We start from the raw sequence: 13493 nt of genomic DNA, 5'->3' as shown, positions 1-13493 counted from the left end.
CCCGCTGGGGCGTCAGCCCCCGCTGGGGAGGGAGCCGCCCAGCGTGCCGCCCTGGGTGGCGCCGCCCGCGCCGTCGCCGCCGGTGTCGTTGCCGCCGTTCCCGCCGCCGTCGGTGCCGCTGCCGCCGCCCGTGTTCGTACCGCCGGTGTCGCCCGTACCGCCGTCGTCCGAGCCGCCGCCCGACGAGCCCGAGCCGCCGCCCGTGCTCGACGAGCCGCCGCCCGAGTCGGACGAGCCGCCGCCGTCGCCGCCGGACGGCGGGGACGAGGTGCCGCCCGAGGAACTGCCGCCTGAGCCGCCGCCCGTGGTGCCGGAGTCGCTCGGCTGCGAGGGCCGGCCCGAGGGGCTCTCCTCGTCCGTGTGCGAGGGGTAGGGCTGGTCGCCGGACGACGTGTAGCCGGAGCCGTCCTGCTCGCCGCCGTCCGTGGACTCGTCCGACTGGCCGTCGCCCGCGGTGTCCTCGTCACCGGGAGAGGGCGAGTCCGTGGTCCTGGAGTGCGAGACGGTGGGGGCGGGGCTCTTGTCGTCGGGCTTCTTGGTGCCCGTGTCCATGCTGCTCAGCGCGAAGGCCACGCCGCCGACGATCGCGACCAGCGCGAGCGCGACGAACAGCGCCATCCTGCCGCGGCCCCGCGAGCGCCCTGCGCCGCCCTCGTCATAGCCGGAGTAGCCGCCGTCGTTGGGGTTGAGCGGCGGCAGCATCGGGCGCTGCGCCGTGTCGCCGTAGGCCCCGTAGCCGCCCTGACCGTAGCCGCCCGGGCCCATCGCCGCGGTCGCCCCGGTCGCGCCGAGCGCGGCGGTCGTGGCGGGGCCGCCGTGCGGCGCGACCGCGCCGGTGTTCCAGGAGCCCGTCCAGCCGCCCTGCTGCTGGAGCATCTGGAGCCCGTACTGGACGAGCCCGCGCATCTCCTCGGCGCTCTGGAAGCGGTCGTCGGGGTCCTTCGCCAGCGACCGCATCACCAGGCCGTCCAGCTCGGGCGGGCAGTTCGCCGCCATCTCGGACGGCGGCACCGGGGTGTCCTGGACGTGCTGGTAGACCACGGAGAGCGGCGTCTCGCCGACGAACGGCGGGCGCTGCGCGAGCAGTTCGTACAGCAGGCAGCCGGTCGCGTACAGGTCGCTGCGGTGGTCGACGGCCTTGCCGAGCGCCTGCTCGGGGGAGAGGTACTGCGGCGTGCCCATGACCATGCCGGTCTGTGTCATGGTCGACTGCGCGCCGTGCAGGGCGCGGGCGATGCCGAAGTCCATGACCTTGACCGCGCCGGTGTCCGTGATGATCACGTTGGCGGGCTTGATGTCGCGGTGCACGATGCCGTGCTGGTGCGAGTAGGCGAGCGCCTCCAGCACGCCGGAGACGATGATCAGCGCCTGCTCGGGCGGCGGGGCCTCCGCGTTCAGCAGCAGGTCGCGGATGGTGCGGCCCTCGACGAGCTCCATCACGATGTAGGGGACGGTCCTGCCGCCCACGACGTCCTCGCCGGAGTCGTACACCGCGACGACCGCGTGGTGGTTGAGCCCGGCCACCGACTGCGCCTCGCGCGTGAAGCGCGCCTTCGCCACCGGGTCCTCGGCCAGATCGGAGCGCAGCAGCTTGACGGCGACGGTGCGGCCGAGCCGTACGTCCTCGGCCGCGAACACCTCCGCCATGCCGCCGCGGCCGAGGCGGTGGGTCATGCGGTACCGGCCGTCGCCGACCAGCCCGCCGATGCCCCAGGAGTCCCCAGCATCCGGCGTTCCGCCGCCGCCTGCTTCGGATTCGGGTGCCATCAGTCCTCGCCGTCGTCTTCTGTCCGCGGGTCGCCACGGGTCGTCCGCCGCGCGCATCACGGGGGTGGTGGAATGGAGAATGTCCCAAGGGGCTGTGTGCCCGTCACGCTACAGGGTCGGTGCGACCCGCCTGTCCCGGGCGGACCGGCCATCAAACCCGCTGCGGCCCGTGCGAGGCAAATCCCCGGCCCCCCGTGTAACGCTTGCGAGACGGTTGCTGTGCGTACGGTCACGGAACGGGGATGCCCGCTTGACGTGTCTGTGCCCTCCGGCAGACTTGGCGCGTAATAAGGGGATCGGATGGCCGATTTCCGCGAGCACGGTGTCGCGTGGACGGCCGCCGCACCCGCGTTGTCAGGAATGTCCTGCACCGCGCGGGGGCCGGGGCGGCCGCCGCTGCCTAGGGGGAAGCACAGCCATGAGCCAGGACGGGGACGGCGCGCGGGGCCGTGAAGTGGGGGCGTCCCTGGCGGGCGGCCGGTACCAGCTGCGCGGGCTGCTCGGGCAGGGCGGCATGGCGTCCGTCTACCTCGCCCACGACGCCTCACTCGACCGGCAGGTCGCGATCAAGACACTCCACTCGGACCTCGGCCGCGAGCAGTCCTTCCGCGAGCGCTTCCGGCGCGAGGCCCAGTCCGTGGCGAAGCTCTCGCACCCGAACATCGTCTCCGTCTTCGACACCGGCGAGGACGAGCGCGACGGCACCGTGATGCCGTACATCGTTATGGAGTACGTGGAGGGGCAGCCGCTCGGGTCCGTGCTCCAGGCCGACATCGCGCAGTACGGGGCGATGCCGGCGCAGAAGGCCCTCACGATCACCGCGGACGTGCTCGCCGCGCTCGACGCGAGCCACGAGATGGGCCTCGTCCACCGGGACATCAAGCCGGGCAACGTGATGGTCACGCGCCGCGGCGTGGTCAAGGTGATGGACTTCGGCATCGCGCGGGCGATGCAGTCGGGCGTCACGTCGATGACGCAGACCGGCATGGTCGTCGGCACTCCGCAGTACCTCTCGCCCGAGCAGGCGCTCGGGCGGGGCGTCGACGCGCGCTCCGACCTGTACTCGGTCGGGATCATGCTCTTTCAACTGCTCACCGGCCGGCTCCCGTTCGACGCGGACTCGCCGCTCGCGATCGCGTACGCGCACGTGCAGGAGGAGCCGCCGGTCCCGTCCACCATCAACAGGTCGGTGGGGCCCGGCGCCGACGCGCTGGTCGCGCGCGCCCTGCGGAAGAACCCGAACGAGCGCTTTCCCGGCGCCGCCGCGATGCGCGAGGAGTGCCTGCGGGTCATGCCGGCCGCCGGACAGGCGACCGCGCCTGCCATCGTGCAGGGCGCGCCGCCGCAGGCCAGCGGCTCGGGGGTGGGCTCCGCGGTCTTCCCGCCGGTCGACCAGGCGCAGCCCGCGCCGCCCGCGACGGGCCATGCGGCCGGCCCGTACGGCACTCCCGCGCCCTACGGGCAGCCGGGGCCCTACGGAGCGGGCCCGCAGCCCGTGACCGGCGCCCCGGCCGCCACCCCGCCGCAGGGGTACGGCTACCCGCAGGGCGGCCTGCCGCCCACGCCGCCCCCGTACACCATCGCGCCGGGGCAGGGCGGGGGCGCCGCGGGCGGGGGCGGGCGGCGCAGGCGCACCCCGCTGATCGTGGTGGGCGCGGTCGTGGTGCTCGCGGCGGTCGGCGGGACGGTCGCCGCGATCCGGTCGGGCGGCGGCGACCGTGGCCACCACGCGTCGCCCACCGCCAAGGAGAGTCCGTCCACGGCGAGCTACCGGCCGCCGGACCCCAACCGCACCATGCAGGCCGACGCCTGCACGGACGCCTACAAGGACTACGACGACCCGAAGAAGGTCGACGCCCCGGACTTCCGCTACAAGGACATCCGCTCGGTGAAGGCGTGCATGAACAAGGTCGGCTGGTCGGTGAAGGAGACGGACGTCGACAGCGGCGCGTTCGCGGACGGCCAGATCCTTGAGCAGTACCCGGCGCCCGGCGACCCGGTCGACCCGAAGGACCAGGTCTTCGACCTGAAGGTGTCGACGGGACGCTCGGAGTAGCCGCCTCGGGGGCGGGTCGGCCGGGGCCGCTCACCCCGCGGGCACGTGGAGCACCGCGTGTACTTCGGGTGGGTTTGCTGCGGATGCCGGGTTCTTCCAGGCATGTGACGCTGGGTCGGTGATCCCGAGGCTGCGCACCCCCTGTGCTCTCGCCGTCGCGTCGCTGCTGCTCGCCGCGCCCGCCGCGCGGGCCGACGGCCCCGGCGCGCCGGCCAGCGGTCCGCCCTCGCCGCACGTCGGCTCGGGACTCGCGGGACGGGCGGCGGGCGAGGGCAGGGAGCGGCCCGGACGGCCGCAGAAGCCGTCCGCCCCGGTGCCGTCCGGCCCGGCTGCGGCCCGGCTCCCCGACGCGCAGCCCACCGGTACCCCGGCGCCGCACCCCTCCAGGACCGGCACCCCCACCGCGCCGCGGGCCACCGGCACCGGGGAGGGCACCTCCGCGACGGCGGGCACGGGGGAGGAAGCGGGGCGGCGGCCCGGCGACCGCAGGGTCGCCTCGGCGCGCTCGCACGCGTCCCCGCGCTCCTCCGTGGCGACGCTCGGCGCCGGGATCATGCTGCTCGGCCTCGGCCTCGCCTTCCTCGCACTGCGTCTGCGCCGCCGGTGACCACCGTCGAGGCCACCCCCACAGTACGCGCCTGACCTGCGGATTCATCCGCCCGTACGACGTGAGGGGGACGCCGGACGTCCGTCTGCGGTCGCTTGCCGTGGCCAGCATACCGGGTATACATACTGAGTATGTCGATTCGCCACGGGCTTCTGGCCCTGCTCGAAGAGGGCCCGCGCTACGGCTCGCAGCTGCGCTCGGACTTCGAGAGCCGCACCGGTGCCACCTGGCCCCTCAACGTCGGGCAGGTCTACACGACCCTCAACCGCCTCGAACGGGACGGGATGGTCGCCCACGAGGGCTCCGACGACGCCGGCCACACGCTCTACACCATCACCGGGCGGGGCCGGGACGAGCTGGCCTCCTGGTTCCGCAGGCCGGTCGACCGGGCCAACCCGCCGCGCGACGAACTCGCGATCAAGCTCGCGATGGCCGTCGGCGCGCCCGGTGTGGACATCCGCGAGGTCATCCGGGCCCAGCGCCACCACACCCTCCAGGCCATGCAGGACTACACGCGGCTGAAGGCACAGGCCCTCGAACCGCCGCCGCGGTCCCGCGAGGAGATCGCCTGGCTCCTCGTGCTCGAACAGCTCATCTTCCAGACCGAGGCCGAGGCGCGCTGGCTCGACCACTGCGAGGCCCGCCTCGTGCGGCTCTCCGCGCCGCCGCGGCCCCCGGCCCAGGAGCCCCCGCACGCCCAGGCCCCGTCCGACGCCGGGACGGCACCGCGGGCGCGGCCCCGCCGCGGCTCCTCCGCGTCCTGAGACGCCCCGCCCCGGGCCCGCCACCCGGCCGGCCCGCCCCCAGCCACCCCTTCCCGAGGAGAAGACCGCCCCATGTCCCACGCGATACCCCAGCCGGGCCCGCCGCCGCTGCCCGGCGGCCACCCCTCCGCGCAACCCGTCCTGCGCCTGGTGGACCTGACCCGCGTGCACGGCGCGGGCGCCACCGAGGTGAACGCCCTGCGCGGGGTCGACCTCGACGTGTTCCCCGGCGAACTCGTCGCCGTGATGGGCCCCTCGGGCTCCGGCAAGTCGACCCTGCTCAGCCTCGCGGGCGGCCTCGACATCCCCACGTCGGGCCAGGTGATCGTGGAGGGCACGGACATCACCGCGATCAGCCGCAAGAAGCTCGCCGCGATGCGCCGCCGCAGCATCGGCTACGTCTTCCAGGACTACAACCTGGTGCCCGCGCTCACCGCAGTCGAGAACATCGCCCTCCCCCGCGAACTGGACGGCGTCTCCGCCCGTACGGCCCGCGCCGAGGCCCAGGCCGCCCTCGCCGAGATGCGGCTCGACCAGCTCGCCGACCGGTTCCCCGACGAGATGTCCGGCGGCCAGCAGCAGCGCGTGGCCATCGCCCGCGCCCTCGTCGGCGACCGCCGCCTCGTCCTCGCCGACGAACCCACGGGCGCCCTCGACTCCGAGACCGGCGAGTCCGTGCTCGCGCTGCTGCGCACCCGGTGCGACGCGGGTGCCGCCGGCATCCTCGTCACCCACGAGCCGCGCTTCGCGGCCTGGGCCGACCGCGTGGTCTTCCTGCGGGACGGCTCCGTCGTCGACCAGACCGTACGCACCGGGGCCGAGTCCCTGCTGGGCGGCGGGATGGCCGAGCGGTGAGGGCCTGGTACCGCTCCTGGCGCGTGGCGCTGCGCATCGCCCGCCGCGACGCGTGGCGCTTCAAGGGCCGCAGCTTCCTGGTCCTCGCGATGATCGCACTGCCCATCCTCGGCGTCAGCGCCGCCGACCTGACGCTGCGCAGCGCCCAGCTCTCGCCCGCGGAGTCGCTGACCCGGCAGATCGGCGGGGCCGACGCACGGGTCAAGGACCTCGACCTGGGCGGCGTCCCGGTCATGCAGGACCCCGCGGACGCCCTGTCCTACACGACGGCCAAGGACTACGGCGACGGAGCGTGGCCCTCGGGCGCGGGCGACCTCGCCGCGGCGCTGCCCGCCGGGACCCGTACGCTCTCCGACACGTCGGCGCAGGTCAGCCTGCGCACCACGCACGGCATCCTGGACACCGAGGTACGGGAACTCGCGGCGGACGACCCGCTGGCCAAGGGCATCCTGCGGCCGGTCGAGGGCCGCTTCCCCGCCGCGGCGCACGAGGTCGCGGCGACCACGCACTTCCTGAAGGCCAGCGGGCTCAGGGTCGGCTCGGAGCTGACCGCGCGCGACCTGGGTACGAAGTACCGCATCGTCGGCTCGTACGAGCTGCCCGACGCGCTCGGCACCGACCAGGTCGACCTGCGGCCCGGCGCCCTGCTCGGGCCGCTGCGCACGGCGCTCGCGGCCAAGGGGCTGCCGCCGTTCACCGCCGACACCTCCCGGCTGGTCGGAGTGCCGGGCGGGCGAGGTTTCACGTGGAACATGGTGCGGACCGCCAACGCGCACGGCTTCTCGGCGCTGTCTCGCGCCGTGGTGCTGCACCCGCCCGCGCGCGCGGACGTGCCGTACTTCCGGCACAACAGCCCGTCCCCCGGCGGCGACGGCGTGGTCGTGACCTCGATCCTGGTGACCGTGGTCGGCCTCGCCATGCTGGAGATCTGCCTGCTGGCCGGGCCCGCCTTCGCGGTCGGCGCGCGGCGCTCGCGCCGCCAGCTGGGCCTGGTCGGGGCCAACGGCGGCGACCGCAGGCACATCCGCGCCGTCGTCCTCGGCGGCGGTGTGGTGATCGGCGCGGCCTCGGCCGTCGTCGGCACCGTCGCCGGCGTCGCCCTCACCTTCGCGCTGCGGCCGGTGCTCGAAGGCGCCATCGGCCGGCGGTTCGGCCACTTCACCGTCCACCCGGCCGAGCTGCTGGCCATCGCGGGGCTGGCCGTGCTCACCGGGGTGCTCGCGGCGATCGTGCCCGCCGTCACCGCGTCCCGGCAGACGGTCCTCTCCTCCCTCACCGGCCGCCGCGGAGTGCGCAGGAGCAGCCGGGTCCTGCCGGCGCTCGGCCTGGCCGCCGTGGTGCTCGGCGCCGCGGTGGCGGTGTACGGCTCCGCCGTGTCGAACCGGCCGGCCGTCGTCGTCGCCGGCAGCGCCCTCGCCGAACTGGGCTTCGTGGCGCTGACGCCCGCGCTGGTCGGCCTGTTCGGCCGGCTCGGCCGCCTGCTGCCGCTGTCGCCGCGGCTCGCGCTGCGCGACGCCGTGCGCAACCGGGGCCGTACGGCGCCCGCCGTCGCGGCGGTGCTCGCCGCGGTCGCGGGCACCGTCGCCGTCTCCACGTACGCGGCGAGCAGCGACGCCCAGGAGCGGGCCGCGTACCAGCCGGCCCTGCCCCACGGAGCGGTCTTTGTCCTCACCGGCTCGGGCGGCGGCCGGGACGCGGCCGCCGCGCGCACCGCGGTGGTGAAGTCGCTGCCCGTGCGGCTGCGCGCGAACGTGGACCGGATCCAGATCGGCGCGGCGTCGTGCAACGAGTACTCCTACGAGCCCGGCTGCGGACACGTCGAGATCGACGTGCCGAAGGCCCACCAGTGCCCGATGTGGACCTACGGGGAATCCGGCCGGGAGGTCCGGCTCACCACGGCGCAGCGCCGCGCCTACGCCTCCGACCCGCGGTGCAGGGACGAGGCGGGCAGCGACGTCGCCGGCGGCATCCTGGTCGGTGACGCGAACCTGCTGCGGGTCCTCGGCATCCACGATCCGGCCGCCGAGCACGCGCTCGCCGCGGGGCGGGCCGTCTCCCTCGCACGGCGGAACCTCTCCACGGACGGCGGCAGCACGGTCGCCCTGCGCGTCTACGCCGACATGGCGAAGACGCAGGCGGCGCTCGACAAGGGCGAGAGGCCCGAGAGCACCCTCGTCACGCTGCCCGCCACGGAGGTCGCGGGGGACCCGGCCGCCTACGGCGTGCAGCTGCTGATGAGCCCGGCGACCGCACGCGCCGCGCACCTGGGTGCCGTGCCGTACGGGGGCTACTACACGACGAGTTCGCCGCCGACCGGCGCGCAGCAGCAGCGGGCCGACGCGGCCGTCGCCGACCTCGGCAGCTCGGTCACGCTGCACATCGAGAAGGGCTACACCAGCCACTACGGCATCGTGCTGCTCTCCCTCGGGCTGTTCGCGGGGCTGATCACCCTGGGCGCGGCGGGCATCGCCACCGGCCTCGCGCAGACCGACGCGGAGGCCGACCTGAAGACGCTGGCCGCGGTCGGCGCGCCCGACCGGGTGCGCAGGACCCTCAGCGGGTTCCAGTGCGGGGTGGTCGCCGCGATGGGGGTGGTCCTCGGGTCGCTCGCGGGCGTGCTCCCGTCGATCGGCCTGCGGCTGACCGAGCGGCGCAGCGAACTGGCGGGGTACCGGCAGGACCTCGCGCGGGGCCTCGCCGACGGAAAGGTGCCGCATGTGCCGATCGTCGTCCCGTGGGGGACGCTCGCGCTGCTGCTCGTGGCGGTGCCGGTCGGCGCCGCGCTCCTCGCCGCGGCGGTCACCCGATCGCAGCGCTCCCTGTCCAGAAGGGCGGCTACCTGACCGGCGCCGCGCGGCGTGCGAGACACTGGGCACATGGAGATGCCGAGCAACGAACGGTCGCAGGAGAGCCCCCACGTTCTCGTGGTGGGGCAGGACGGGATGGCTCTCGGTGGCGGTGACGCGCAGGACGCACCGCGCGAGAGCCCGGTGACGGAGATGGTCGAACAGCCCGCGAAGGTCATGCGCATCGGCAGCATGATCAAGCAGCTGCTCGAAGAGGTACGCGCGGCTCCTCTGGACGAGGCGAGCCGGGTGCGGCTCAAGGAGATCCACGCCGGTTCCGTGAAGGAGCTGGAGGACGGTCTCGCACCCGAGCTGGTGGAGGAGCTCGAACGGCTGTCGCTTCCCTTCACGGAGGAGGCGGTGCCGTCGGAGGCGGAGCTGCGGATCGCCCAGGCCCAGCTCGTCGGCTGGCTCGAGGGCCTGTTCCACGGCATCCAGACCGCCCTGTTCGCGCAGCAGATGGCGGCGAGGGCGCAGCTGGAGCAGATGCGCAGGGCGCTGCCGCCCGGCGCCGTCCCTGACGAAGAGGCCGACGGCAGCCCGGGCCACGGCGCGGTCCGCTCGGGCCCGTACCTCTAGGGTCTTTCGTTTGGACCAGGGCGGATCTGGGAGCGGGGTCCGGTGCCTGGGGGTGCCCCCGGCCGGAGGCTGGGGGAGGTGCCGGGGCACGCCCGGCATGATCCAGACGAGAGGCCCCAGCCCCGACCGCCCGAGACGCGGCGGGTCCGCACCGCCGGGCCAGCGGCCCGGCACGGCCTGGTCCACAGGCGCGCGGCCCGTGCGCCCACGGCCCGTGCCGCCCACGGCCCGTGGGCCCGTGCCGCCCCCGGGCCCACGGTCGGCCGAGGCCCGTAGGCCCCCGGCCGGCGGACACGGCGGGACCGCGGTCCGCGCCCGCCCGCCGGCCGACAAGGCCACCGGGCCGCGGTTCGCGGTTCGCGGTTCGCGGTTCGCGGCAGGGTCGCGCGCCGCGTGACCGGAGCCGCCCGGAACACAGGGGCCCCGGCCGGTGCCCCCTCGGATCGAGGGGGCACCGGCCGGGGCCTTTCAGCGTGCGCACGGTTCCGCGCGTACGCGGTGCCGGCTCAGGTCAGGAGGAGGATCTTGCCGACGTGGCTGCCCGCGTCGAGCGCCCGGTGCGCCTCCACGGCGTCCGACATCGCCAGCCGCTGGTCGATCACCGGCCGCAGGTCGCCCGACGCGACCAGCGGCCACACGTGCTCGCGCACCGCGGAGACGATCGCGGCCTTCTCGCTCGCCGGGCGGGCCCGCAGCGAGGTCGCGGTGATGGCGCCCCGCTTGGCCAGCAGCGCACCGAGGTTCAGCTCGCCCTTCACGCCGCCCTGCATCCCGATCACGGCGAGCCTGCCGTTGACGGCGAGGGCGTCCACGTTCCGCTCCAGGTACTTGGCGCCCATGATGTCGAGGATGACGTCGGCCCCGCGCCCGTCCGTCGCCGCCTTGATCTCCTCCACGAAGTCCTGCTCGCGGTAGTTGATCAGGATCTCGGCCCCCAGCTCCTGGCAGCGCGTGAGCTTGTCCGCGCCGCCCGCCGTCACCGCGACCCGGGCGCCCGCCGAGGTGGCCATCTGGATCGCGGCCGTGCCGATGCCGCTCGCGCCGCCGTGCACCAACAGGGTCTCGCCCGGCCGGAGATGGGCGATCATGAAGACGTTCGACCAGACCGTGGAGACCACCTCGGGCAGCCCTGCCGCGTCCACCAGCTCCACCGCGGCGGGCACGGGCAGCAGCTGGCCCACCGGGACCGCCACCTTCTCCGCGTAGCCGCCGCCGCCCAGCAGCGCGCACACCTCGTCGCCCACGGCCCAGCCCGCGACTCCGGGGCCGACCGCGGAGATCCGGCCCGCGCACTCCAGGCCCGGGTAGGGCGAGGCGCCGGGCGGCGGATCGTAGAAGCCCTGGCGCTGGAGCACGTCGGCGCGGTTGACGGCGCTCGCGACGACGTCCACCACCACCTCCCCCTCGCCGGGCACGGGGTCGGGCACCTCCGCCCACACCAGTGCTTCGGGTCCACCGGGTTCCGGGATCGTGATCGCATGCATGGCCGTGAGGCTACCCCCGCGCCCCTGACGCCACCCGCGCCCCGCCAGGCCCCGGGCGTCACGGGGTGTTGACGGCGGCTCCGGGACACGCGGACCCGACCCGACCCGAACGAGGGGCCCCGCGAGACGCCCTACGTGAGCGAGATGCCCTTGCCGGGGCCCAGCGGGGGCTCGGTGCGGGCCCGGACGATGGAGATGACCCGGTCGGTCGGCTGGAGCGGACTCGCCTCGGGGTCGTCGTAGCCGAGCAGCCTGTGTCCCCGCACCACGCTGACCACCAGGTCGTCCGTCTCCCGCACGCCCCGGCCCACCTCCGCCTTGGTCACCGGCCGCTCGACCATGTCGAGCCCGCTGCCCTGCTGGATCAGGTCGTCCATCACGGTGCCGGCCCAGGGGCTGAGGACGGAGAGGCCGAGCATCCGCCCGGCCGCGCTGGCGCTGGTGATCACCGCGTCGGCGCCCGACTGGCGCAGCAGCGGCGCGTTCTCCTCCTCGCGAACCGCCGTGACGATCTTCGCCTTCTTGTTCAGCTGGCGGGCGGTCAGCGTCACCAGGACCGCGGTGTCGTCGCGCTGCGTCGCGATGACGATCTGCCGGGCGCGCTGGACCTCCGCCCGTACCAGCACGTCGCTGCGGGTCGCGTCGCCGATGACGCCCGTGAGGCCCTCGGCGTTGGCCGCCTCGATCACCTTGCTCGACGGGTCGACGATGACGAGCTGCTCCTTGCGCAGCCCGGTGGCGCACAGCGTCTGCGCCGCCGACCTGCCCTTGGTGCCGTAGCCGATGACCACGGTGTGGTCGCGCAAGGTGGACCTCCAGCGGTTCTGCCGCCACTCCTCCCGGGTGCGTTCCGTGAGGACCTCAAGAGTCGTGCCGACCAGGATGATCAGGAACAGCACGCGCAACGGCGTCACGAGCAGCACGTTCGCCAGCCGCGCACCGTCGCTGTACGGGACGATGTCACCGTATCCCGTGGTGGAGAGCGTCACGGTGGAGTAGTAGACGGCGTCCAGGAAGTCCACGGCGCCATCGGCGTTGTCGTGGTAGCCGCCCCGGTCGAGCCAGACGATCAGGACCGTCAGGAACAGCACCGCGAGCGCCATGGCCAGCCGGCGCAGCACCTGCCGCAGGGGCGCCTGGACCGTCCGCCGTGGCAGGCTCACCCGGGCGCTGACCAGATGTTCTTCGGCGTTGCGCGCTATGGCGTCATGGCCGGGAAGTTTCACGTGAAACACCCTCCCTCGACCGGCGCCGTCCACGGCAGGTCGAGCACGTCGAGCAGTTCCCCCGGATCCACGCCGCCGGGGGGCACCACCGCGAGTCCGTCCGCGATCGCGATGCCCCGGAGCATCGCCGGGCCGTTGAAGTGCACCGGCTCCAGCACGTCGTCCCGGTGCACGAACGGCACCAGGCGGGTGTGGTGCGGGTGCCCGCGCAGGCCCTCCCCGACCGGCGCGTGGTACGGCGCGAGCGCCCGGCGGCCCGCCAGCCCGCGCAACAGCGGTTCGACCAGCGTGAGGAGCCCGGACACGGCGGCCAGCGGGTTGCCGGGCAGCCCGACCAGATGGCGCCCCGCGTCCAGCTCCGCGAGCAGCATCGGGTGGCCGGGGCGCACGGCGACCCCGTCCACCAGCAGTGCGGCGTGCGCCGCGCGCAGCACGGGGTGCACATGGTCGACGGGGCCCCCGGCGGTGCCGCCGGTGGTGACGATCAGGTCGGCCCGTGACGCGGTGATCGCGGCGCGCAGGGTGTCGGCGTCGTCGCGGATCCGGTGCGTGGCGAGCACCTCGGCGCCCAGCGACCGCAGCCAGGGCGCGATCATCGGCCCGAGCGCGTCCCGGATCAGGCCGTCGTGCGGGAGCCCCTCCGTCAGGAGTTCGTCGCCGAGCACCAGCACCTCGGCCCTCGGGCGCGGCACGGTGTGCAGGGTGTCGTAGCCGGCCGCGGCGGCGAGGCCGAGCACGGCGGGCGTGACCGTGGCGCCCGCGGGCAGCAACTGGTCGCCCGCGCGGCACTCCTGGCCCCGGGGCCTGATGTCCTGACCCTGGGTGACGCGCTGCTCCGCGTGGAGCCGCCCCGCCTCGTCGGTGCGCGCGTGCTCGCTGCGGATGACCGCGGTGGCCTCGCCGGGTACACGCGCGCCGGTCGCGATCCGTACGGCCGTGCCGTCCGCGAGGGGGCCCGGGTACGCGCGCCCCGCGAGCACCGACCCCTCGGCCTGGACCGTCCAGGGGCCGGGGCCCGAGACGGCCCAGCCGTCCATGGCCGAGGTGTCGAAGGACGGCAGGTCGGTGAGGGCGGTCAGCGGCTCCGCGAGGGCCTCGCCGAGGGCGTGGCCGCCCGGCACCCGATGGGAGCGTGAGCCGCGGGCCACCCGGCCGGCCCGCGCCGCGCGCACACGCGCCTCGGCCCAGGAGACCGGGCGGTGCGGGTGCGCGGGCGCGTCGGAGGAACCGGGCGCCGGCAGCTCCCTGACCAGTGCGAGAGCGTCGTCGAAGCCGTCGGGCCCGCCGCCGTCCGCGGCGCTTGGCCCGC

The 13493-nt window shown here is 75.1% G+C and carries 10 protein-coding genes; 6 read left to right on the top strand and 4 right to left on the bottom strand.

Translation table 11 applies throughout. The annotated features are described in order from the left end of the window. Nucleotides 1-12: 12 nt before the first annotated feature. Nucleotides 13-1767 (bottom strand): protein kinase domain-containing protein, encoded by a 1755-nt coding sequence (locus tag ABEA77_RS18540; RefSeq protein ID WP_345648509.1) that lies wholly within the window; start codon nt 1765-1767, stop codon nt 13-15. A gap of 418 nt (nt 1768-2185) precedes the next feature. Here ABEA77_RS18540 and ABEA77_RS18535 point away from each other — a divergent pair, with 418 nt between their 5' ends. From ABEA77_RS18535 to ABEA77_RS18510, 6 genes are all read left to right on the top strand, one after another. Next, nucleotides 2186-3823 (top strand): Stk1 family PASTA domain-containing Ser/Thr kinase, encoded by a 1638-nt coding sequence (locus ABEA77_RS18535; RefSeq protein ID WP_345648507.1) that lies wholly within the window; start codon nt 2186-2188, stop codon nt 3821-3823. A gap of 118 nt (nt 3824-3941) precedes the next feature. Continuing rightward, nucleotides 3942-4430, top strand: coding sequence for a hypothetical protein (locus ABEA77_RS18530; RefSeq protein WP_345648504.1), 489 nt, complete (start codon nt 3942-3944; stop codon nt 4428-4430). A 131-nt stretch (nt 4431-4561) separates the two neighbouring features. Then, nucleotides 4562-5194 carry a PadR family transcriptional regulator gene (locus tag ABEA77_RS18525; RefSeq protein WP_345648501.1) on the top strand — a complete coding sequence of 211 codons (633 nt, stop codon included), beginning with the start codon at nt 4562-4564 and terminating at the stop codon, nt 5192-5194. Nucleotides 5195-5266: 72 nt separating this feature from the next. Next, a complete protein-coding gene (locus ABEA77_RS18520; RefSeq protein ID WP_345648498.1) occupies nt 5267-6049 on the top strand; it encodes an ABC transporter ATP-binding protein in 783 nt (260 codons plus the stop codon). Then, nucleotides 6046-8892 (top strand): FtsX-like permease family protein, encoded by a 2847-nt coding sequence (locus ABEA77_RS18515; protein WP_345648495.1) that lies wholly within the window; start codon nt 6046-6048, stop codon nt 8890-8892. The genes ABEA77_RS18520 and ABEA77_RS18515 overlap by 4 nt, the downstream gene beginning before the upstream one ends. A 33-nt stretch (nt 8893-8925) precedes the next feature. Continuing rightward, nucleotides 8926-9474 carry a bacterial proteasome activator family protein gene (locus ABEA77_RS18510; RefSeq protein ID WP_425588311.1) on the top strand — a complete coding sequence of 183 codons (549 nt, stop codon included), beginning with the start codon at nt 8926-8928 and terminating at the stop codon, nt 9472-9474. 506 nt (nt 9475-9980) lie between these two features. On the opposite strand, the gene ABEA77_RS18505 is transcribed toward ABEA77_RS18510, so the two are convergent. The 3 genes from ABEA77_RS18505 to ABEA77_RS18495 form a co-directional block, all read right to left on the bottom strand. After that, complete coding sequence (locus ABEA77_RS18505) at nt 9981-10958, bottom strand: NAD(P)H-quinone oxidoreductase (RefSeq protein WP_345648492.1); 978 nt, start codon at nt 10956-10958, stop codon at nt 9981-9983. 131 nt (nt 10959-11089) lie between these two features. Further along, nucleotides 11090-12184, bottom strand: a complete 1095-nt coding sequence (locus ABEA77_RS18500; protein WP_345648490.1) for a potassium channel family protein — start codon at nt 12182-12184, stop codon at nt 11090-11092. Continuing rightward, nucleotides 12181-13493 (bottom strand): molybdopterin molybdotransferase MoeA (locus tag ABEA77_RS18495; RefSeq protein WP_345648487.1); only part of this gene is annotated, 1313 nt, incomplete at its 5' end. The genes ABEA77_RS18500 and ABEA77_RS18495, both read right to left, overlap by 4 nt.

The organism is Streptomyces tremellae (assembly GCF_039540215.1).
Taxonomy (GTDB): Bacteria; Actinomycetota; Actinomycetes; order Streptomycetales; family Streptomycetaceae; genus Streptomyces; species Streptomyces tremellae.
Note: the sequence above shows the minus strand (reverse complement) of the source record. Positions and strands in the feature narration are given on the sequence as shown.

Coding starts and splice junctions, on each gene's coding strand:
- ABEA77_RS18540 (WP_345648509.1), bottom strand. CDS start 1,767: ATGGCACCCGAATCCGAAGCAGGCGGCGGCGGAACGCCGGATGCTGGG.
- ABEA77_RS18535 (WP_345648507.1), top strand. CDS start 2,186: ATGAGCCAGGACGGGGACGGCGCGCGGGGCCGTGAAGTGGGGGCGTCC.
- ABEA77_RS18525 (WP_345648501.1), top strand. CDS start 4,562: ATGTCGATTCGCCACGGGCTTCTGGCCCTGCTCGAAGAGGGCCCGCGC.
- ABEA77_RS18520 (WP_345648498.1), top strand. CDS start 5,267: ATGTCCCACGCGATACCCCAGCCGGGCCCGCCGCCGCTGCCCGGCGGC.
- ABEA77_RS18510 (WP_425588311.1), top strand. CDS start 8,926: ATGGAGATGCCGAGCAACGAACGGTCGCAGGAGAGCCCCCACGTTCTC.
- ABEA77_RS18505 (WP_345648492.1), bottom strand. CDS start 10,958: ATGCATGCGATCACGATCCCGGAACCCGGTGGACCCGAAGCACTGGTG.